The organism is Arthrobacter wenxiniae, from assembly GCF_013376105.1.
Classification (GTDB): Bacteria; Actinomycetota; Actinomycetes; order Actinomycetales; family Micrococcaceae; genus Specibacter; species Specibacter wenxiniae.
On record NZ_JAAMFM010000009.1, the window covers coordinates 76,162 to 97,626 of the forward strand.

17 protein-coding genes are annotated in these 21,465 nt (G+C 68.1%); 5 read left to right on the forward strand and 12 right to left on the reverse strand.

From position 1 onward, the window contains the following. Window positions 1-47: 47 nt before the first annotated feature. Window positions 48-1,241, reverse strand: coding sequence for a dephospho-CoA kinase (coaE, locus tag G6034_RS08340; RefSeq protein ID WP_176634645.1), 1,194 nt, complete (start codon window positions 1,239-1,241; stop codon window positions 48-50). A 23-nt stretch (window positions 1,242-1,264) separates the two neighbouring features. Between coaE and G6034_RS08345 the strand changes: the two genes are divergently transcribed. Beyond that, window positions 1,265-1,987: an IMPACT family protein gene (locus G6034_RS08345; protein ID WP_176634646.1), complete on the forward strand. Its 723-nt coding sequence runs from the start codon at window positions 1,265-1,267 to the stop codon at window positions 1,985-1,987. 136 nt (window positions 1,988-2,123) lie between these two features. On the opposite strand, the gene rpsA is transcribed toward G6034_RS08345, so the two are convergent. Next, complete coding sequence (gene rpsA / locus G6034_RS08350; protein WP_176634647.1) at window positions 2,124-3,605, reverse strand: 30S ribosomal protein S1; 1,482 nt, start codon at window positions 3,603-3,605, stop codon at window positions 2,124-2,126. Window positions 3,606-3,860: 255 nt separating this feature from the next. Between rpsA and G6034_RS08355 the strand changes: the two genes are divergently transcribed. Then, a complete protein-coding gene (locus G6034_RS08355; protein ID WP_218063720.1) occupies window positions 3,861-4,565 on the forward strand; it encodes an ABC transporter permease in 705 nt (234 codons plus the stop codon). Window positions 4,566-4,583: 18 nt separating this feature from the next. Here G6034_RS08355 and G6034_RS08360 read toward each other — a convergent pair whose 3' ends face one another. The 3 genes from G6034_RS08360 to polA all read right to left on the reverse strand — a co-directional run bounded on the left by G6034_RS08360 (window position 4,584) and on the right by polA (window position 9,945). Further along, window positions 4,584-5,837 carry an NAD(P)/FAD-dependent oxidoreductase gene (locus tag G6034_RS08360; RefSeq protein ID WP_176634648.1) on the reverse strand — a complete coding sequence of 418 codons (1,254 nt, stop codon included), beginning with the start codon at window positions 5,835-5,837 and terminating at the stop codon, window positions 4,584-4,586. A 68-nt stretch (window positions 5,838-5,905) separates the two neighbouring features. Further along, the gene (locus G6034_RS08365) at window positions 5,906-7,249 is read right to left on the reverse strand and encodes a GNAT family N-acetyltransferase (RefSeq protein WP_176634649.1); all 1,344 of its coding nucleotides are present in this window, start codon (window positions 7,247-7,249) and stop codon (window positions 5,906-5,908) included. A gap of 50 nt (window positions 7,250-7,299) precedes the next feature. After that, window positions 7,300-9,945 (reverse strand): DNA polymerase I, encoded by a 2,646-nt coding sequence (gene polA, locus G6034_RS08370; protein WP_246295474.1) that lies wholly within the window; start codon window positions 9,943-9,945, stop codon window positions 7,300-7,302. Between the two features lie 115 nt (window positions 9,946-10,060). Between polA and G6034_RS08375 the strand changes: the two genes are divergently transcribed. Further along, window positions 10,061-10,519 (forward strand): hotdog fold thioesterase, encoded by a 459-nt coding sequence (locus G6034_RS08375; RefSeq protein WP_176634651.1) that lies wholly within the window; start codon window positions 10,061-10,063, stop codon window positions 10,517-10,519. A gap of 57 nt (window positions 10,520-10,576) precedes the next feature. Here the strand turns inward: G6034_RS08375 and G6034_RS08380 are convergent, their stop codons facing one another. Continuing rightward, the gene (locus tag G6034_RS08380) at window positions 10,577-10,882 is read right to left on the reverse strand and encodes a hypothetical protein (protein ID WP_246295459.1); all 306 of its coding nucleotides are present in this window, start codon (window positions 10,880-10,882) and stop codon (window positions 10,577-10,579) included. Beyond that, window positions 10,882-12,264: an inorganic phosphate transporter gene (locus G6034_RS08385; RefSeq protein WP_176634652.1), complete on the reverse strand. Its 1,383-nt coding sequence runs from the start codon at window positions 12,262-12,264 to the stop codon at window positions 10,882-10,884. The genes G6034_RS08380 and G6034_RS08385 overlap by 1 nt, the downstream gene beginning before the upstream one ends. Before the next feature lie 298 nt (window positions 12,265-12,562). Here G6034_RS08385 and G6034_RS08390 point away from each other — a divergent pair, with 298 nt between their 5' ends. Beyond that, on the forward strand, window positions 12,563-13,546 hold the full coding sequence (locus tag G6034_RS08390; protein WP_176634653.1) for a pirin family protein: 984 nt from the start codon (window positions 12,563-12,565) through the stop codon (window positions 13,544-13,546). 131 nt (window positions 13,547-13,677) lie between these two features. Here G6034_RS08390 and G6034_RS08395 read toward each other — a convergent pair whose 3' ends face one another. The 5 genes from G6034_RS08395 to G6034_RS08415 form a co-directional block, all read right to left on the reverse strand. Continuing rightward, the gene (locus G6034_RS08395; RefSeq protein ID WP_176634654.1) at window positions 13,678-16,101 is read right to left on the reverse strand and encodes an HNH endonuclease signature motif containing protein; all 2,424 of its coding nucleotides are present in this window, start codon (window positions 16,099-16,101) and stop codon (window positions 13,678-13,680) included. Between the two features lie 146 nt (window positions 16,102-16,247). Beyond that, on the reverse strand, window positions 16,248-17,291 hold the full coding sequence (locus tag G6034_RS08400; RefSeq protein ID WP_176634655.1) for an LLM class flavin-dependent oxidoreductase: 1,044 nt from the start codon (window positions 17,289-17,291) through the stop codon (window positions 16,248-16,250). Window positions 17,292-17,423: 132 nt separating this feature from the next. After that, window positions 17,424-18,659, reverse strand: a complete 1,236-nt coding sequence (locus tag G6034_RS08405; protein WP_176634656.1) for a pyridoxal phosphate-dependent aminotransferase — start codon at window positions 18,657-18,659, stop codon at window positions 17,424-17,426. A gap of 367 nt (window positions 18,660-19,026) precedes the next feature. After that, window positions 19,027-19,968: a permease prefix domain 1-containing protein gene (locus G6034_RS08410; RefSeq protein ID WP_176634657.1), complete on the reverse strand. Its 942-nt coding sequence runs from the start codon at window positions 19,966-19,968 to the stop codon at window positions 19,027-19,029. Continuing rightward, the gene (locus G6034_RS08415) at window positions 19,965-20,342 is read right to left on the reverse strand and encodes a PadR family transcriptional regulator (RefSeq protein WP_246295461.1); all 378 of its coding nucleotides are present in this window, start codon (window positions 20,340-20,342) and stop codon (window positions 19,965-19,967) included. The genes G6034_RS08410 and G6034_RS08415 overlap by 4 nt, the downstream gene beginning before the upstream one ends. A 229-nt stretch (window positions 20,343-20,571) precedes the next feature. On the opposite strand from G6034_RS08415, the gene G6034_RS08420 reads away from it, so the two are divergent. Further along, window positions 20,572-21,207 (forward strand): uracil-DNA glycosylase family protein, encoded by a 636-nt coding sequence (locus tag G6034_RS08420; RefSeq protein ID WP_176634658.1) that lies wholly within the window; start codon window positions 20,572-20,574, stop codon window positions 21,205-21,207. Window positions 21,208-21,465: the final 258 nt, after the last annotated feature.

Genomic DNA, 21,465 nt, shown 5'->3' on the forward strand with positions numbered 1-21,465 from the left:
GCTACTCCCGTTGTGGCGCCGCTGAACAACCCGCCCGAGGTCACCGACTACCGGGCGAGCTCCAGCCACCTGGCCAGCTCGGGGACAGCCGAGGCAAACCAGGGCTCCTTGGCACCGGCATAGCCGGCGGTGTCGGTGTCCGCGGCATGAGCGGCCGCCAGCTGGCGCTTGATTGACTCGTAGCGGGACCGCGCCGGGGCATCGGCCCGCAACCAGTCCCTGAAGGCCAACGCCAGCACGGCCCCCGGCGACCCGTCCACCCGCACGTGCAGGTTGACGGGCCGGCCCGGGTCCGCGGCGTTGTGGAAGCGCTTCTCCCACCGCTCCCCCGCACGGCCCCCGGCAAAGTCATGCCCCGTGTCCCACCACTGCCCCCTGCGGCGCGGGAAGCCGGCGGCGGCCAGGGCCGGGGCCGCCGCGTCCGCGTCCGCCAGCGACGCCACGCGCAGCTGCAGGTCTATGACGTCCTTGGCGGCAAGCCCCGGCACGGACGTTGAGCCAATGTGGTCGACGGCCACGCCAAAACCCCCGGCAGCCTTCGCAATGCGGGCTGCCAGGCGGGCTGCCTGCCCCGGCCACGCCGGGTCCGGGCCCGTGATGGCAGGCGGCCCCGGGTGCCGGGCCGGCACGCCCGCCGCCAGGTTGCGGGCAAACGGCACCAGCCGTGCAGCCCACAGCGCGTCCAGCGCCGCCAGGGCCGCCTCCGGCGCCCCGGAGTTGTCAAGCACGACGTCGGCCGCCGCCCGCCGCTGTTCGTCGCCGGCCTGCGCCGCCACCCTGGCGCGCGCGTCCTCCGGCGTCATCCGGCGTGTTTCGACCATGCGCGCCAGCCGCTGCCCCAGCGGCGCATCCACCACGATGACCAGGTGGAAGCCTGCGCCCTGGCCCGTCTCCACGAGCAGCGGGATGTCCTGGACCACAATGGCGTCCGGTGCGGCGTCGTCCTCAAGGCGTCCGGCCGCAGCCCGGACCAAGGGGTGGACTATTGCGTTGAGCGCCGCCAGCCTGTCCTTGTCGGCGAAGACCAACGCCCCGAGGGCGGGCCTGTCCAGGGCCCCGCCGGCCGTGAGCACGCCGGGGCCAAACGCCTTCGCCACGGCGGCCAGTCCGGGGGTTCCGGGGGCCACGGCTTCCCGGGCCAGCCGGTCGGCGTCGATGACCACGGCACCCAATTCCCGGAAGCGTGCGGACAGCAGGGACTTGCCGGCGGCGATGCCGCCCGTGAGACCAATCGAAAGCATGTCTCCACACTAGACTGGATCGGATGAGCCAGAGACGACCCCTGCCCGCCGCGCTGCCGGTCGCCAACCGCTACACGACGCTGGCCGCCGGGGTGGACTTCCGCCACGAGCTCTCCGTCAAGCGCTCGCGTTTCATCACCGTGCTGCGGCGGGTTGGCGACGAGGATGCCGCGCGCGGGCTCGTGGCGGAGCTCCGGCGCGAGTTTTACGACGCCCGGCACCACTGTTCGGCGTTCGTGCTGGGTCCGGACCGTGGCGTCCAGCGCTCCAACGACGACGGCGAGCCCTCCGGCACCGCGGGGGCGCCCATGCTCGACGCGCTGCTCAAGCGCGAAACCGGGAACGGCGCGGTGCCGGCGGCCGACCTCAGCGACGTGTGCGCCGTCGTCGTGCGCTATTTTGGCGGGATCCTGCTGGGAGCAGGAGGACTCGTGCGGGCGTATTCGGAATCGGTCAGCGCGGCCGTGTCCCTGGCGCCGCTCGTGCGCCGGGACCGGCTGCAGCTGTTCACCGTCGCCGTCCCGCACGCCGCCGCGGGGCGCCTGGAGAACGAGCTCCGCAGCGCCGGCCATGTGATGACCGGCAACAGCTTCGACGCCGTCAACACCTACGTGGGGCTGGCCATGGCCGACGACGCCGGTGTGATCGCGGCCGGGCACGCGCGGCTGGCGTCCCTCACGGCGGGGGCCTGCACCCTGGTCCCCGCCGGCACCGACTGGGTGGACACGCCGCTGGCCGGGCGCTAGGCGCAGCGGGCCGCCGGGGCGCCGTCGACGTCCGGCCACGGCACGGTGACGCGCCGGCGATTAAAGGGGAATGGACCCCCCACCCGAAGGTGGGGGGCCCATCCAACGGCGCCCGCGTGTGACTGCCGTTGCCGAATTAGTTTCCGGTGAGCTTCTCGCGCAGTGCGGCGAGTGCCTCGTCGGAAGCCAGGGTGCCGGCACCGGTGTCGGCCGCGGCGGGCTCGGAGGAGTACGAAGTCCCTGCGGACTCGCCACCGCCTTCGGTGCCGTCGGAAGCTGCATCCTCAGCGGCGTGCTGGGCAACCTGCTTCTTGTGGGCTTCCCAGCGGGTCTGGGCGTCGGCGTACTGCTGCTCCCACACGGCGCGCTGGGTCTCGTAGCCCTCGAGCCACTCGTTGGACTCGGGGTCGAAGCCCTCGGGGTACTTGTAGTTGCCCTCTTCGTCGTACTCGGCCACCATGCCGTACAGGGCCGGGTCGAACTCGGTGGAGTCGACGTCGACGCCTTCGTTGGCCTGCTTGAGGGACAGCGAGATGCGGCGGCGTTCCAGGTCGATGTCGATGACCTTGACGAACAGCTCGTCGCCCACGGAGACAACCTGCTCGGCCAGCTCAACGTGGCGGACGGCCAGCTCGGAGATGTGGACCAGGCCTTCGATGCCGTCCTCGACGCGAACGAACGCGCCGAACGGAACCAGCTTGGTGACCTTACCCGGGACAACCTGCCCGAGGGCGTGGGTGCGGGCGAAGGTCTGCCACGGGTCTTCCTGCGTGGCCTTGAGCGAGAGCGATACACGCTCGCGGTCCAGATCCACTTCGAGCACCTCGACGGTGACTTCCTGGCCAACTTCCACAACCTCGGACGGGTGGTCGATGTGCTTCCAGGACAGCTCGGAAACGTGCACGAGGCCGTCTACGCCGCCAAGGTCCACGAAGGCACCGAAGTTGACGATGGAGGACACAACGCCGGGACGGACCTGGCCCTTTTCCAGCTTGTTGAGGAACGTGGAGCGAACCTCGGACTGGGTCTGCTCGAGCCAGGCACGGCGGGACAGGACCACGTTGTTGCGGTTCTTGTCCAGCTCGATGATCTTGGCTTCGATCTGCTGGCCGATGTACGGAGCCAGGTCGCGCACGCGGCGCATCTCGACGAGCGATGCGGGCAGGAAGCCGCGCAGGCCGATGTCGAGGATAAGACCACCCTTGACCACCTCGATGACGGTACCGGTGACGACGCCGTCTTCTTCCTTGACCTTCTCGATGTCGCCCCAGGCGCGCTCGTACTGCGCGCGCTTCTTGGAGAGGATGAGACGGCCTTCCTTGTCTTCCTTGGTGAGCACCAGGGCCTCGACCTGATCGCCAACGGAGACAACGTCCCCGGGGTCAACGTCGTGCTTGATGGAGAGCTCGCGGGAGGGGATGACGCCTTCGGTCTTGTAACCGATGTCGAGCAGAACTTCGTCGCGGTCAACCTTGACTACAACACCTTCGACGAGGTCGCCGTCGTTGAAGTACTTGATGGTTGCGTCCACTGCGGCGAGGAATTCTTCAGCAGTACCGATGTCGTTGATGGCAACAACAGGAGTGGTACTAGTCTTCTCGGGGGTCGTGATGGTCATGTAGTAGGGGCTCCGATGTGGATAGTTGGCTAAGCCGGGACAGTTCCGGCGATTTACTATGTTTGCAGGGGTTCCTGCGGGTGTGCCTGCATGCGGTGCGCGGGTGCCGGGCTTTTGGTGGCCCAAACCACGCATTACATGCCCAATTAGTCTAGTGGGTTGCGCCAAGCAGCGCAAAATGCAGGCACGACGGCGATAATTGCGTTTGTGGACAATTCAACCCTTCTCGTGTTGGGCCCGAGCGCGTGGGTTCTATTGGCCGTTTTGCTGGCCCTGGCGGCTGCGATGTGGGGTGTCACGCTGGGCCGGCCGCCGGCCCAAATGCTGGTGGCGGGGCTCCGGGCGCTCGTCCAGCTGGCCGCCGTCGCCCTGGTCATTGCCTTTCTGGCCAACCGCGGCGCATGGGCCTTTGCCTTTGTGGCGCTCATGTTCCTGGTGGGCGTGTGGACGTGCGGGCGCCGGGTGGCGCGGAAGGGCCGGTGGTGGCTGGCGGCGCTTCCCCTGGCCGCCGGGGTGCTTCCCGTGGCCGGGCTCATGTTTGCCGCCGGCGTGCTCCCGTTCTCCGCCCTGGCCATCATCGCCGTGCTGGGGCAGCAGATTGGCGGGGCCATGTCCACCGTTACGCTCAGTGGCCGCCGGGTTGAGGATGAGCTGGTGGTCCGCCGCGGCGAAGTCGAGGCCGCCGTGGCGTTGGGCTTCATGTGGTTCGCCGCCCGGATGATGGTGGGCAGGCCCGTGGCCGGCGAGGCGGTGCTGCCGTCCGTGGACCAGACCCGCACGGCCGGGCTGGTGACGCTGCCCGGCGCCTTTGTGGGCATGATCCTGGGCGGTGCCGCGCCGCTGGACGCCGGGCTGATCCAGCTTTTGGTGCTGATTTCCCTGCTGCTGGTCAACTCCACTGCCGCGGCAACGACCTTGTGGCTGAGCTGCCGCGGTGCCTGGGCCCTGCGGGCGGCCTGACGGCCTGACGCTGCGGCGTCAACCCCGGTCCGGGCCGCCCAGCACCACGTGGGACCGGCTGTGGGTGAGGTAGTCGTCCGCCCACGAGATGAGCGCGCTGACGCGCTGGCGCTTGCCGGACAACAGCACCACGTGCACGGCCAGCCATGCGAGGAAGGCCAGTGGGCCCTGTATTTGCCATCGCTTGCGGCCGATCTCCGCCACGGCCGCGCCGCGGCCGATCATGGCCATGTAGCCCTTGTCCAGGTACGCAAAGGGCTTGCGCCGCCCGCCCTTCAGATCGGCCAGAATATTGCGGGCGGCCCACTTGCCCGCCTGCTGGGCGCAGGAACCGAGCTGCGGGAGCTTCTCCCCGCGGGAGTCCGTCATGTTGGCCGCATCGCCCAGGACATAGACGCCCGTGGTCCCCGGGGCGGTCAGGTCAGGGTTGACGTCGATCCGCCCGCCGCGCCCCTGGGGGAGTCCCGACTGGGCGATGAGCGTGCCGGCCTTCAGCCCGCCGGCCCAGACGACGATTTGGCTGGGCAGGGAGGCGCCGTCGGCAAAATCCACCCCGTCACGGCGGACCTCCGTCACGCCGGACCCCATCTTGAGCCGCACCCCGGCCTGCCGCAGCCGCCTGGTGGCATAGGCCTTGTTCCTGTCCGAAAACGGCGTCAGGACACTGGGCACCATGTCGACCAGGTGCACGCTGGAGCGCGCCGCCACGTCATTCGAAAAGTACTTGGGGACCACGTACTTGAAGTTTTCGGCGATCGCGCCGGCGGTCTCGACTCCCGTGGGCCCGCCGCCGACCACCACGACGTGGACTCCCCCGCTGCCGCTGCCCTGCCGCTGGGCCGCATCGAGGGCGTGGACCAGGGCATTGCCGAGACGGACGGCATCCGTGACTGAATACAGGGGGTAGGCGTTCTCTTCGGCTCCGGGCGTGTTGAAGTAGTTGGCCTCGGCGCCGGCGGCCAGCACCAGGATTTGGGCGTGGAACGTGTCGCCGTCGGAGGTGGTGACGGTGTGCGCCTGGACATCCACCGCCGCCACCCTGGCGGTGAGCACGGTGGCGCTGCGGTAGCGCTGGAACATGCCCCGAAAGGTCCGCGTGACGTCGGAGACGCCGATCTGCGCCGTCGCCACCTGGTAGAGCAGCGGCTGGAACTGGTGGTAGTTGTTCTGGTCAATGAGCAGCACCTCAACGCCGGCGCGGCCCAGGGCCCTGACGGCGGCCACGCCGGCAAACCCGCCGCCCACCACTATGACCTCGAATGTCTTTTCCATTGCCTGGCCCTTTCACTCCTGTGGGTGCATCCTACCGGGGGCGGGCAGGATGTGGCAGGTGAAGCGGGCTAGAAGTTGGTCAGGCTGTGGGCGGCGACCGGCAGGGCAAACAGTGCGTCGAACCGTGCGGCGGCGCCGGGCATTTCCTCCCGGAGCCGCCCGGCGGCCTGCAGGATCCGGGCCGTGACGGCACCGAGGTATGCGCTGGAAAGCTCGCTGACCCCCATGGACAGCTCCGGCGCGACTGACCCGTCCTCCCGGCAGCGGGTGACGGTGGCCGTGCCGTGGGCCACCTCGATGGAGAAGATGCCTGAGGCATGGCCCAGCGGATCCCCGATGTGGATGGTGATCCGACCGTCCGCGGCGTAGCTGCGGGCCGCCAGGGCCGCCGGGGCGTCGAGGATGCGCAGCCACAGGTGGTCCTCGGTCCCGGTCCGCTTGTAGTCCCGCTTGGCGGCCATGGCCCATTCAAGGGGGTCCGCCTCCGGCGCCATGTCCCAGGTGACCCGCTCGATCAGGTCCAGCGACCCGAGGTAGTTCCAGAGGGCCAGGTAGGCGCCTTCCCCGGCCGCCAGCAGGTCCACAATCTTGACCGTGGGCGGAGTCGCGGACTCATCCGGCTGGTAGCTGACGTAGCCGTCCACGGCGCCGGCGGCATCGTAGTGGAGCGCGGCGCGGACGTTCCGGGACGGTTCCAGGGACGCGTAGTTCCCCTGTCCAGAGGCGATCAGGCGGTACATGTCGTGCCGGCCGATCGAGCCGAATGTGGCGGCGTGGACGCGGGCGAAGATCCCATTGTGGAGGTCCCGCACGGTCAGGGGGTCGGCCACCTCCACCGTGCCCCGGGCCGCGGCTGCCGGGTTGTGGAAGCCAATCCCGCCCCGGCTGGCCACTTCCACCTGGCACACGTGCGTGGCCACGCCAAAGCCGAACCTGCCGTAGATGACGGCTTCCGACGCCGTGAGCGCGGCCATGGGGATCCCGGCAGCCTTCGCCTGGGCCAGGTCGGAGCTGATCATGGCGCGCAGTATCCCGCGCCGCCGGTGGCTGGGGCGCACCGTCACAGCCGTGATCTGGTGCACCGGCAGGAGCGTCCCGCCTCCGACGTTGAGGTTTTTGCGGTGGTAGGCGTAGGTGGCCACGGGGTACTCCGGGCCCCAGGCCCCGGCGTGTCCGGGGGCATCCGTCAGGTAGGCCCCCGTGGACATGCGGCCGTCCACCTCCTCCATCACGGCGAACTTCGCGATGTCCTCCGCCGTCGGAGCGTTGCCGTAGAACCCCAGCGCCACGGCCTGCGTCCACTTGGCCACCTCGTCGGGAACCTTCCCGTCCACCAGGCGCATGGGAAAGGTGCGCAGTTCGTACGGGAACGGCCGCGGGTTGCGGGTGGACGGGTCGCGCTCCGTGCTCATCGTGGTTCCTTCGCTGTATGGGATGCGGGATGGCGGGTGGGGCCGGGAGGCTAGTGTCCGGCGTCGTTCCAGCTGGAGCCCACGCCCACCTGGACTTCCAGGGGAACCAGGAGATCCGCCGCGGCGCCCATCTGCGCCACCACCAGGGCCTCGACCGCCGCCCGCTCCCCCGGCCAGACTTCCAGTACCAGTTCGTCGTGGACCTGGAGCAGCATGCGCGACTTCAGGCCCTGCCTGTCGAGTTCCGCCGCAACACCGAGCATGGCGTGCTTGATGATGTCCGCGGCGGACCCCTGAATGGGCGAGTTCAGGGCCACGCGCTCGGCCAGCTCACGCAGCTGCCGGTCGGTGCTGGAGAGGTCGGGCAGGTAGCGGCGGCGGCCCTCGATGGTGGAGGTGTAGCCGTCGATGCGGGCCTGTTCGACCACGCCGCGCAGGTAGTCCCGCACGCCGCCGAAGCGGTCAAAGTAGTCCTTGACGAGCGTGCGGGCCTCGTCCACGGAGATCTCCAGCTGCTTGGACAGGCCAAAGCTGGTGAGCCCGTATGCTAGGCCGTAGGACATGGCCTTGACCTTGGAGCGCATGGCGGAGGTAACCTCCCCCGGGGCCACGCCAAACACGTGGGAGCCCACGTAGCGGTGCAGGTCCTCGCCTTCCGCATAGGCCTGGATGAGCCCGGCATCGCCGGAGAGGTGCGCCATGATGCGCATCTCGATCTGGGAGTAGTCCGCCGCCAGCAGGCACTCGTAGCCGGCACCGACCACGAACATGTCCCGGACGCGCCGGCCCTCCTCGCTGCGGACCGGGATGTTCTGCAGGTTTGGGTTGTTGGAGGACAGCCGGCCCGTGGCGGCCACGTTCTGCGCATAGGTGGTGTGGATGCGGCCGTCGTCCGCCACGGACTTCTTCAGCGTCTCCACCATCTGCCGCAGCTTCGACGCCTCGCGGTGGGCCATGAGCTGGGCCAGGAATTCGTGCCCGGTCTTGTCCAGGAGCGCCTTCAGCGAGGCGGCGTCCGTGGTGTAGCCGGTCTTGATCTTCTTGGTCTTGGGCAGCCCAAGCTCCTCGAACAGGACCTGCTGGAGCTGCTTGGGCGAGCCGAGGTTCACTTCGTGGCCGATCGCGGCAAACGCGGCGGCCTGGGCGGCGTCCATGGCAGCCGTCAGGTCTGCCATGAGGGTGTCCAGGCGGTCCCGGGAGATCTCGATCCCGGTCAGTTCCATTCGTGCCAGGACGGCGGCCAGGGGCAGCTCAAGCTCCCCCAGCAGGTGGTCTGCGCCGCGTTCGGCCAGCATGGGGGCGAAATGCCCGCTCAGGAGCAGGGCCACGTAGCCGCGCTGCACCGCGTCGGCGAACTTCGCGCCATCCTCCAGGCCCAGGTCCAGCTGGCCGGCGCCCGTGGACCCTGCGGCGGCAAACGTCACCTTCAGGTGGACCTGGCTGAGGTCCGGCAGGTCGTAGCTGCGGCGGTCCGGCTGGATCAGGTAGCCGGAAATGGAGGTGTCATCCACCACGCCGCCCAGGGCGAGTCCGCGCGGTGCCAGGGCCTTCAACGCTTCCTTGTACTCATGGGCCACCTTCGGGGCGTCCGAGGTCAGCCAGCGTGCCAGCTCCCGGTCCAGTGCCTCGTCCGCCGTGCCAAGCTCGACGACGGCCGCCGAGTCCGCGCGCACCAGGGCCACCGCGGTGGCCTCGGTCATCAGGCCGACGCGTTCGGACAACACTTCCACGGCGGTGGGTGCCGGCGCCCCGGAACCGTTGGTCCCGGCGTCGAGCCATGCCTTGAGCGCGGCCGCGTCCGTGACCACTTCGTGCCGGGGCACCTCGTGGCCCTCGCCGTCGTCGGCCGCCTCCTCCTCGCCGAAAAGGTCGAAGAGGCGCTTGCGGAGCGTGTTGAACTGGAGGGCGTCAAAGAGCTCTTCCACGGCTTCGCGGTCCGGGGCGCGCAGCACCGTGTCCTCGAGGGCGACGGGCAGCTCCATGTCGCGCAGCAGGTGGTTCAGGCGGCGGTTGCGCCTGACGTCCTCCACGTGCGCCCGCAGGGACTCGCCCACCTTGCCGCCGATTGAGTCCAGATTCTCCAGGACGCCGTCAAGGCCCCCGTAGAGGTTGATCCACTTGGCGGCGGTCTTGGGCCCGACGCCGGGCACGCCGGGGAGGTTGTCGGCGGTTTCGCCGACCAGCGCGGCCAGGTCGGAGTAGCGGTTGGGCGGCACGAAGTACTTGGCCTCAACGGCGGCGGCGTCCATCGGCGGAATGTCCGAGATGCCCTTCTTGGGGTAGAGCACCAGCACCTTGTCGGTGATGAGCTGGAAGGCGTCGCGGTCGCCGGAGACCACCAGGACGTCCCAGCCGGCGGCCTCGCCCTGCGCGGCAAGGGTGGCGATGATGTCGTCCGCCTCGAAGCCGTCCACGGAGATGGTGGGGATGTTCATCGCGGCCATGACCTTGATGATCAGGTCGACCTGGCCGTAGAACTCCTCCGGCGTCTTGTTGCGCCCGCCCTTGTACTCCGTGTACTCGAGGGAGCGGAACGTGGGGGTGTCCAGGTCGAAGGCCACCACCACGTGGGTGGGCTTCTGCTGGCGGATCATGGTGAGCAGCATGGACGTGAAGCCGTGGACGGCGTTGGTGTGCTGGCCCGAATCCGTGGAAAAGTTCTCCGGCGGCAGGGCGTAGAACGCCCGGAACGCCATGGAATGGCCGTCGATCACCAGCAGGCGGGACTCCCCGCCGTGCGTGGCAGCGGCGGAAACAGGTGTTTTGGGGGCCGTCTTGGCAGATTCAGTCACAGGTGCCAGCCTAGTCATCATGAACGCTAATTTCACGCCGCCGCCCTTTCTCGCCGAACTTGCCGCTGCGGGGGTGCCGGACGAGTACCACGCGTGGCTCGGGGACCTGGGCGTCGGAGCCCTGGTGGTGAAGATGGGAATTGTTTTTGGCGAGATGGGGGCGGAGCGGATGACGGCCACCATGCCGGTGGAGGGAAACACGCAGCTGGCCGGGCTGTTGCACGGTGGTGCGCACCTGGTGCTGGCCGAAACACTCGGTTCCTTTGCCGCGGCGTTCCATGCCGGCCCGCACCGCCGCCCCGTCGGCATTGAGATCGGTGCAACGCACCACCGCGGCATCGCGTCCGGCCTGGTCACCGGCACCGCCACCGCGCTGCACCTGGGCCGCACGCTGGCCACGCACGAGGTGGTCATGACGGACGCCGGCGGCCGGCTGCTCTCCACCGCCCGGATCACGAACATGATCCTGGATGCCTGATCCCACGCCCTCCGCTTGCAGGTTCGCGGCGGGTTCCCGGCGTCGTACTTGGCGCGGCTAGGCGGTGACGCCGAACCAGCCCATGACGGTTTTGTAGAAGAGCGGGACTATCAGGATGATGCCGATGGCCACGGCCAGGCCGCACAGGCCGAAGCAGGTCCAGGCGCCCCATTTGGCCGTGGTGTGGGCGCGGGCGGCGTGGTCGCTGCTGATGGCCGTCAGGCGCACGCCGAGGGAGTACATGAGGACGACGAACCCGGCGCCGACGAGCGTGACGACGGCCACGACAATGAACCCCTTCCAGTCGATCACAGCCTTGTTGGCGGTGTTGGCGGCCAGGTTGGCGATGGTCGCAAACTGCATTATTTACCCTTCTTGCTGGTTTGCTTCTTGCGCGGCTTTGGGGCGTCGGCAGCGGCGGCGGCCTTGGTCATGGCCTTCAGCACGGCGGTGTCCGCCTGGTCCAGGGCTGCCTGCGCCTTGGCACGGAGGGCGGCGGTCTCGGCGGCCCTCCGGGCGGCCTTCTCCGCCAGCTTTTCCGCGGCCCGGGCCTTGGCGGCGAGACGGTCCCGCTCCTTCCTGCTCGGGATGTGCAGGGCCTCACCCACGGCGTCGACGTCGCTGATGGCGTTGCTGTGGTCTACGACTTCACGCTGGGAGAGGTAGAACATGACGAGGATGGCGCCCAGTCCGAGAACCGCCACAATGACGATTCCCACTGTGCCGGTGCGGATCAGCAGGGCCGCCAGGCCGCCGACCACTGCGGCGGCGGGGAGCGTGAACAGCCAGCCCAGGCTGATCTTGCCGATGGCCCCCCAACGCACCGTGGAACCCTTGCGGCCAAGTCCCGATCCGATGACGGAGCCGGACGCCACGTGGGTGGTGGAAAGGGCGAACCCGAGGTGGCTGGACGCCAGGATGGCGACCGCCGTGCTGGTTTCCGCGGCGAAGCCCTGTGCGGGTTTCACGTCGGTCAGGCCGGAGCCGAGGGTGCGTATGATGCGCCAGCCTCCGGCGTAGGTCCCGCCGGCAATGGCAATGGCGCAGGCCGTGATGACCCAGATGTGGGGTCCCGTGCCGGGGGCCTGCAGCTGGGATGCGATCAGCACCAGGGTGATGACGCCCATGGTCTTTTGGGCGTCGTTGGTGCCGTGCGCCAAGGCCACGAGCGAGGAGCTAAAGACCTGCCCGTGCTTGAATCCGCGGCGCTTCTGGGTCAGTTTGTCACCCGAGTCCGGGTCGGAGCGGCGCGTGATGCCGTAGGCCATTTTGGTGCAGAGGTAGGCCACTCCGCCCGCCACGGCCGGCGCCAGGAGGGCCGGGAAGATGACTTTGGAGAGGACGACCAGGAAATTGACGGCGCCGAAGGACCAGGTTCCGACGATTGCGGCACCGATCAGGCCGCCAAACAGCGCGTGCGAGGAGCTGGAGGGAAGGCCCAGCAGCCAGGTGAAGAGGTTCCACAGCACGGCGCCCATCAACCCGGCGAAAATCATTTCCGGGGTGATGGCAACGCCCCCGGGTCCCTCGTTGATGATGCCACCGGAAATGGTCTTGGCGACTTCCGTCGAGAGGAACGCACCCACCAGGTTCAGGATTGCGGCCAGCGCCACGGCAGTCTTGGGCTTGATGGCACCGGTGGCGATGGGCGTGGCCATCGCATTTGCCGTGTCATGAAAGCCATTCGTAAAGTCGAAAAAAAGGGCCAGTGCAATGACAAGCACGACCATGAAGGTGAGATCCACCCGCGATCCATTTCTCTTGGGGGCAAAAGCGAAACTTCAAAGAGTCTAGTCGGACAAGGCAGTCACCGCCCTTGCGTGTGCCTTCAGCACCTGCACTGTGGAAAGAGCCAACCTTACGATCCTACGACGGTTCTGCCACCCTCCGGAATTGCCGCGGGGCATTGTCCCCGTCAGCTCCCCACGGAGCTGCCGGCCGCGCTACGCTTCAAGGCATGAAGGGGGGCGCCGGTCCGAGGTTTCCGGGGACGTTTCGGGGCCGGCCCAGCCCGCGTTGCGGTTCAAGGATGGATGGTGTGTTGTGAGCAACTTGGAGCAGGCCCCGCTGGAGCTTGTCTGCCCGAGCAATCCCGGCTCGGTGGAAGTGCTGGAGCCGCGGCTGGTGCCGTTGGGCGGGCCTCGGGCCATGACCGTGCGCCGGACCCTGCCGCAAAGGCAGCGCTCCCTCATCGGGGCCTGGTGCTTCGTTGACCATTACGGCCCGGACGACGTTGCCAGCACCGGGGGCATGTCCGTCCCGCCGCACCCGCATACCGGGCTGCAGACGGTCAGCTGGCTGTTTACCGGCGAAATTGAACATTCCGACAGCGCCGGATATCGCGCCATGGTGCGGCCGGGCGAGCTGAACCTGATGACTGCCGGGCGCGGCATCAGCCATTCGGAGTATTCCACCGCCGCCACCACCATGCTCCATGGCGCCCAGTTGTGGGTGGCCCTGCCGGCAGGTGCGCGATTCATGGAGCCGACGTTCGAACATTACCGTCCGGCGCCTCTCACCCTGCCCGGCGTGTCGCTGAGCGTCTTTCTTGGAGGCCTGGCCGGGGAGGTGTCCCCCGTGGTGACCCACACGCCGCTCCTCGGCGCCGAGTTGATGATCGACGCCGGCGCTTCCGTCACGCTGGACACTGACCCGTCCTTTGAGCACGGGTTCCTCGTGGACTCGGGCACTGTCACCGTGGCCGGACAACCTCTGGGCTGCGCAGAACTGGGGTATGTGGGCCCCGGCCGGTCAACAGTCCTGCTGGAGGCCGGGGCGGCGCCGGTTCGGCTGCTCCTCATTGGCGGCACGCCGCTCGGCGAGTCAATTGTCATGTGGTGGAACTTCGTGGGACGCACCCACGATGACATTGTCGCGGCACGGAACACCTGGCAGGCCGAGATTGGCGCCGCTGGGGCTCCGGCCGCGGTGCCGCTTTTTGGACTGCCGGAAAACCACGTTGATCCGCCGCTCCCCGCGCCGGGCCTGCCCACAGTCACCCTGCGGCCGAGGACCAATCCGAGCTGAGCGAAACTGCCGGTGGTCTGTCCTGGCGCAAGCCCCGGTGGTTGAGCCTGTCGAAACCAGTTCAGTCCCCCGGTGGTTGAGCCTGTCGAAACCAGTTCAGTCCCCCGGTGGTTGAGCCTGTCGAAACCAGTTCAGGGGCCGTTGTCATCGTTGGGATGCTTGACGTTGTAGCTGATGAGCCGCTCGAGGGGGCTGTGGTGCAGGTCGATCAGTGGTGGGGCGCCGGGGCGCAGGTCGTTTGCCGTGATCGCCTCCGGGCTGGCTTCGGGGCAGCTTTTGCGGTGCCTGAGTTTTTTGTCCATGCGCTTCTTGAGCCATTTGGGGTAGGCGGGCGGCTGGGTGGTGCGCGGCTTCGGGGGGTGGTATTTGCCCGAAGGCGACGTCCAGCCGACCCGCCCGTCGGCGGTGGCGGATGCTTTCCAGCCGCGGAGCTTGATCCCGCGACGGTCGGGGTCCAGGTCCTGCCGGAACCGGCCGTGCCTGTCCTTGTCGTCACGGAAGTGCTTGAGCGCGTGGTGGCGTTTGCATTCGGGCAGGGAATTCTCCACGGTGGTGGGCCCGCCGGCGGAGTAGGGGATGATGTGGTCGGTTTCCGTGTCCAGGGCCGGGTTGGTGCAGTTCGGGAACGAGCAGGTCTCGTGCAGGGCCCGGAGCAGGGTTTTCTCGGCTTCGCGCAGCCGGTAGCGGTCCGGGGGCAGCTCCGCCAGCGGAACGTTGGTGAGCGGGTCGGTGAGCACGCGCAGGAACGCGCCGGCGTTGAGCAGGAGCTTGCGGGCGATCTCTTCCGGGATGGGCCCGTGTCCAGCCAGTTGTGCTGGCTCGTTCGTGAGGCCGAGCAGGGCCAGGGCCGGGACGGTGACGATGACCTGAGCAGAAGGCAGTGGCGGCTCCGTGACCGCCGTCCCGTTGCGGGTGGCCTCCAACTGCTCAAAGTACTCTTTCATGGGGTCCTTCAGGACGCCGTCGACCACACCGTCTTGAACGGCGGCCGCCAGCTCCGTGATCAACTCCGGAATGCTGCCGCCGCCCTCCACTGCCGGCACGTCCGCAGGCTGACGGTCCGGGGCAGGGTTTTCTCCCGGGTGTTGGGCTTCTCCAGCGCCGTCGATGTGGAGGCTGTCAGGGTGGGTGCTGGCTCCGTCGTCAGCCTGGCTGGAGGGCCCGGCATCGGGGCAGAGGAGCCCTTGGAGGGGGATGTTTTCCGGGTTTGTTTCCCACGCCCGGTCCCGGGCATGGCCTTCCTCGGTCCGGGACCCTACCACGGCGTTTTTGGGGCGGTGGACCCAGTCGGGAACCACATCAATGAGGCTCAGACACGTGTATCCGTTGTCTACCAGCCTTTGTGGACCGAAGGGTGCGTAGGCGTCCAGGATCGCGCCAGAGAGCGCATCGCCGATGAAGCGTGCACCCGAGGACCGGACGCCTGCCGCCTGGCCCGCCCCCTGGGTGGTCCCCATCGCATTCTTGCCGCCGCCGGGGTTCGCGCTGCCGGGGTTCGCGCTGCCGGGGTTCGCGCTGCCGGGATTCGCGCCGCCGGGATTCGCGCCGCCGGGATTCGCGCTGCCGGGGTTCACGCCGCTGTGGTTCGCCCCGGTGCTGTTGCCCGGAGCGGCGTGCGGGGCGGCGCCGGCGCTCGTGCCGGTGCGTACGGCATTGCAGGCGTCGGGCAGGGCCTGGCCGAGGAGGAGGATCGCGGCGGTGTCGGCGCGGAGCTGGTCGAGGGTGCGGTGTTCGCCGGGGCCTTGTTGGGCGCGGGCCAGGCGCGTGCAGTGGGCCAGGGCGCCGTTGGCTGCCGGGGCCGGGAGGTGCAGGGTCAGCCAATCCATGCCGTCCCTGCCCGGGTCCAGGCTCAGGGAGCGTTTGGCGATGGCTTCGCGCATCCGGGTGGTGAGGGTTTCCGGGTGCACTCCCTCGCGCAGCCGCCTCGCCCTGGAGGCGAACGCGCCTCCGGTCGTGCCGGGCGCGGCGGCGAGCAGCTCCGCCTCAAAGGCGGTGACGTCCAACGGCTGCGTGCCGGGCGTGGCAGCCAGTGTGCGGGTTTCGGCGAGGACGGTGCACGCGTGCCGCCAGGACAGGACACCGTCGGCGAGGGCGTCGAAGGTGTCCGGGTGGGTGGTGAGCTCGGCCGCCTGGTGGGCCAGGGCGCTCGCGCTGCCCTGCGGGATGCACAGGGTCGTGGCGATCTCCGCCGTGGCGGCGGACTCGGCCAGCCCGGCCTGCCACGGGTCCAGGGCTGTCGCGGCCGCCTCCACGGCCGCGGCGCCCAGCAGGCGCGCCACGGCGGCCGCCTTGCAGGCCGCCGTCCGGTCCTCCAGGCACTTCAGCGCCGCCAGGGCGGCGGCCGCGGAATCGTACACCGCCCGCGCCACCGAGACCCGCGAGGCCGGCTCCGGGACCGGGGCCGGGTGCGGGGTGTAGGCGGGCAGCCCGGCCAGCAGGGCATTGTCGGGGCCAAAGGGTTCAATGGAGGGAAGGGACAGGGCGGAGATCAGTGCCGCCGCATCAGCTGTGGCGGGGAATCCCCCGTTGCCGGGGTCAGAATCCGGCGTGTCCATGTCTCAAGACTAGACCCTATGTCTGACTTTCTCAATAGTTCCTAGAATATTTATTCTAGTATTTTTGCCCCTTTCATACCGACTCTTCCAGCTTGTTTCCCCAGGTCCTCATCCGTGCCGGCCGGCCGACCCCGACGCGGCACGCGTCAGGCGTTGCGCAGGTTCTCCCTGACCATGGGTGCCACCTGTGTGCCATAGAGTTCAATGCTGCGCAGCATAGATTCGTGTGGAAGCGTGCCGTGGCTGTACTTGAGGTCGAATCTGGACAGCCCCAGCGACTTCGCCACCGCGGTGATCTTGCGGGCCACGGTTTCCGGCGAACCCACCATGAGCGCTCCCTTGGGGCCGGCCGTGGCGTTGAACTGCAGACGGGTCAGGGGCGGCCAGCCGCGGTCGCGTCCAATGCGGTTGTGCATGGCGGCATAGTGCGGCCAGAGTTCCTCCATGGCCTCTTCATCCGTCTCGGCAATGTGCCCGGGCGAGTGGACGCCAACGGGTTGCTCCGGCTGGCCGAACTCCTTCAGGGCGCGGTGGTAGAGCTTGATGAAGGGCGCGAACTGCAGCGGCTCCCCTCCGATGATCGCCAGCATCAGCGGCAGCCCGTGGTGCGCCGCGCGGACCACGGACTGGGGGCTGCCGCCCACGGCCACCCACGACTTCAGCGTTCCCGACTCAAGGTGCGGATACACCATCTGTTCGGACAGCGCCGGCCTGGTCTTGCCGCTCCAGGTGACCGGCCCCTGCTTCAGCAACTCGGCGAACAGGGCCAGCTTTTCCTCAAACAGCTCTTCATACTGGGAAAGGTCCAGCCCAAACAGCGGGAACGACTCCGTAAACGAGCCCCGGCCCAGGGTGACCTCGGCGCGGCCGGAGGAAACGGCGTCGAGCGTGGAAAAGCGCTGGAAGACGCGGATGGGGTCGTCGGAGCTGAGCACCGTGACGGCCGATCCCAGGCGGATCCGCGTCGTCTGCCCGGCGATCGCCGACAGCACCATGTCCGGGGACGAGATGGCGAAATCGTCGCGGTGGTGTTCGCCGATGCCAAAGTAGTCGAGCCCCAGCGAGTCGGCCAGCACGGCCTGTTCAACGACGTCGCGAATCACCTGTGCGGCCGGCTTGGGCTGGCCTTCCCTGTCCAGGGTGACGTCGCCAAAGGTGTCCAGCCCCAGTTCAAATTCAGCAGCGCTCATGCCTTGCTTCCTTCCGTAACCAAAGTCCCGGTGGTCAAACAAGCCAGCCTGGACATATGCGTTTGCATCTATCGGGCAAACTGGGCGGCAGGCAAAACTATTCCCGGCCACGGGCCCGGCCGGCTTGAGGCGCTACCGGCGGGCCACTGCCGCCTTGCTGCGGTACACGGCCAGGAAGGTGGATATCCGCCGCACGGCCTCCTCGATGTCGCGCACATTGGGAAGCAGGACAAAGCGGAAGTGGTCGGGGGTGGGCCAATGAAAGGCCGTGCCGTGGGAGACGAGGATCTTTTGGTCCTGCAGCAGGTCGATGACGAACTTTTCGTCGTCGTCGATCGGGTACATCCCCGGGTCCAGCTTCACAAACAGGTACATGGCACCGGCCGCGGGAACACACGAGACGCCGGGCAGGGCATTGAGCAGTTCCGAGGCACGCGTCCGCTGCTCGCACAGGCGCCCGCCGGGCTTCGTGAGGTCGTTGATGCTCTGGTAGCCGCCCAGGGAGGTCTGGATGGCGTGCTGGGCCGGAACGTTCGAACACAACCGCAGCGAGGCAATCAGCTCCAGCGACTCCTTGAAGTCCGCCATCGCGGCGCGCGGACCGGACAGCGCGACCCACCCGGCGCGGTAGCCGGGCATCCGGTACGCCTTGGACAGGCCGCTGAAGGTGAGCATGCACACGTCGTCCGCGAGCGAGTCCATGTGGATGTGCGTGCGGCCGTCATAGAGGATCTTCTCGTAGATCTCGTCGGCAAAGATCACCAGGTCGTGCTCGCGCGCCAGCTCCACAAACCGCTCCAGGATGTGCCGGGGGTAGACCGCGCCGGTGGGGTTGTTCGGATTGATGATCACCATGGCCCGCGTGGCCGGGGTGATCTTCGCCGCCACGTCCGCCATGTCCGGCCACCACTCGTTGTCCTCGTCGCACAGGTAGTGGACGGGCACGCCGCCGGTGAGTGTGACGGAGGCGGTCCAGAGCGGGTAGTCCGGGGCCGGGATCAGCACCTCGTCGCCGTTTTCCAGGAACGCCTGCAGGGTCATGGAGATCAGCTCGCTGACGCCGTTGCCGACAAAGATGTCATCCACGCCGATCGTCATCAGGCCCTGGGTCTGATAATACTGCGAGATGGCGGTCCGGGCGGAAAAGATGCCTTTGGAATCGCTGTAGCCCTGTGCCCCGCGCAGGTGGTGAATCATGTCCACCACGATCGATTCGGGCGCCTCCAGGCCGAACGGGGCGGTGTCACCCAGGTTCATGCGCAGGATCCGGTGCCCCTCCGCCTCCATCTTCTGGGCCGCGTGGAGAATCGGACCGCGAAGTTCATACCGTACATTGGCCAGTTTGCTGGAGTGTTGCATGGGGCGCATGAACTCTATTTTCACACAGGCCGGCCCGTGGGCCGCGGCCCCGTCCACATGGCGGTCGCACGGGAGCGAGGCACCACGGCGCCTCCGCAGGGCACGGTTTGCCGCGGCCACCCGGATGGGACCTGGCCGGCCCGCGGGCCTCCAAGGCCGGTTGTGTCTGTGCCGTGGTTGGCTTCCTTGGTGGGAGCCTCCCGTCACGGTTCGTGGGCGGAAACTGGCAAGCGTGCCTTGAGTGCGTGCCTTCAGTGATTGCCTTGAGTGATTGCCAGCGCAGCTCCCGTTCGGCCGACCCCCTGGTTGGTACAAGCGGCCTGGAAGCTCGAACATCCGGGCCGCTTCCCTTTATGGGTGGTGCTGCTTGATGGGGTCAGCCGGGCGCGCCGTCCGCCTCGTCCCCGGCGGGGGTTTCCGCTGGGGCGCCGTTGGGGAACAGCATGCGGGCCAGGATCACCACGGTGGCCGCCAGGGCGGCCAGGATCGCAAGCCAGGACCAGGCAAGGCCCACCGTGAACGACAGCACGGCAAACACGGCCAGGGCCGCGACCCAGAGGGCGCCGACGTGCATGCCAAACCTGGCAGCCGCCGCCGGATCCCGGGAAGACCCGCCCCGGCCCTCCCTGCCGCGCTGCGCCTCCCGCACCCAAGGCTTCCTCCTGTTGGTCTGGGAGACACCCAGCCGAATGAAGCCCACCACGGATCCCAGGACCACGAACACGCCGGCGGCCAGCAGGCCCGGCCCGGCCATGGTCACCAGGGTGCACAGGGCAAGTCCGACGACGGCGGCAGCCGCCGCCAGGCCATAGGAGACCGCCCGGCGCGGGGGCACCGGAAAGTTCTGGCTCGTCTCCTGCCGCAGGCTCCAGGCGACAATGGTGCCGGTGGACATGGCGGCCACGAGTGCGGACAGGACGGCCAGCCCCGGATTTCCATAGGGTCCCAGGACCATCACGAACAGCAGCATCGCCGCCACCGCCGCCACGGACACCAGGACCGTGCCGATGGCGAAGCCGGAGCTGCGCCTGACACGACTGCGCGCGTACTCCGGCGCCTGGGCCACACCCAGGCTAGCGGGTTCGTCGGCCTCCCCCGGCGATTCCTGCCGGATGATCTGACCGATGTCCCCCAGCGCGGCGATCGCGGTCGCCGCGGCTTCCTCTTCCGCGGCGCCGTTTCCCCGGAGCTCGTCGACCCGCGCGGCAAGGTTGGAGCGGATCTCTTCCTTGAGGCCCTGAAGTTCCGGCGTCATGGCCCGTCCCGCGAAGGCCTCGTCCAGGTGCCGGTGGATGTTGGAGCAGTCGGCGGCGCTCATTCGAGGGTGCCTTTCACGGTCAGGAGCGTATTGATGATGCGCTGCGTAGCGGTCCAGTCGCTCACGTTTTGGTGGTAGACCGCGCGCCCGGCATCGGTGATCCTGTAATACTTGCGCCGGCCGCCCTGGGTTTCGTCGCCCCAGCTGGCCTCGACGAGTCCGTCCTTCACCAGCCGGCGGTAGGTGGCGTATAGCGTGGCTTCCTTGATTTCATAAAGGCCGCCGGTGGCGTCGCGGATCAACTTGTAGATCTCGAAGCCGTACCGTTCCGCATTGCCCAGCATCCCGAGCACGATCGTGTCCGTGTGCCCCCGCAGCAGGTCCGCGGAAAATGGCTCGGCCCGTGGCACCGTGCCCTGGAGGTTTTCCATCATGTCAATTACCATATCAGGTCGTGTACTCGGCCTGGAAAGGTTCTTCTGCCCGGCCCGGCCTCCGGATAGGGCTGTTGACTTTCTCACAACGCACACCGTTAACGCGGCCTAGCACAACCGGCCCGCACCCGTGGACGGCCGAAGATTGGTAGGCTGAAACGTTGGACCAAGGCACTTGTGGGGAAATGCCTGTCACATCACTTTCACCCTCAAGGAGACCAAGCCCTCAATGACATCCGTGGCAACCGAATCACTGCGTGAACAGCTCTGGAACCGTCGCTTTGACGAGAACATTGCACCCGTAACCGAACTCTGCGACTCCCTGGCCGAGGCCCGGCCCGAGCAGCAGGTGGCGTATGTGGATCCGGTTCACGATGTTGATGGGTGCCGCATTGTCAGCCTGTTTTCCAACGTTGGTGAAATGGACCCGTCGGGTTTCATCACGGCTGGCGACGAGCAGGCCTCCACCCGTCTGCTCGGCATCCACTGGCAGATTGGGCTGCGCCCGAGCTACGTGATGCCGTGGAACGTCCACCCCTGGTTCACGCCCGGCCAGGCCAACGGCCGTCTCACGGCCGCCCAGATCGAACAGGGACTGCGCCCCCTGGTGAAGTTCATGACACTGGTCCCCCGCGCCTCCGCCCTGGTGGCCCACGGCACGGAGGCCCACCGCCTCGCCGACCAGCTCCTGAAGGCCCAGGGGCCCATGCTTTACAAGCGCGGCTTCGGCATTTACAAGGTCCGGTCCCTCTCCGGCCGCAGCTTCGCCGGCTCCGCCGAACGGCAGGCCGGCTGGCTCCTGGAGTCCGCCAAGGCCTACGCCGAGTCGATGACCCGCAACGGCATCCCCGTCAAGGGACACTGACCCGCCGCGCGCAAGCGTGCACCACACAGTGACCGTGCACCACACCCTGTGCGGAAACCTCCCGATATCGGGGATTTCCGTGCAGCGCGTGGTGCACAGATATTTGTCCGTGACTTTTCAGCCACGACGCCGGGCGCGCGGCGCCCTGCCTGCGCCATGGAGACGGCCGGGACCTCCTCTCCCGTTCCCGCCACCGTCAGGGTGCAGCCAACGTCGCCGGGCACTTTGCGGCAGTCAATCATCACCCGTGCCACTCTT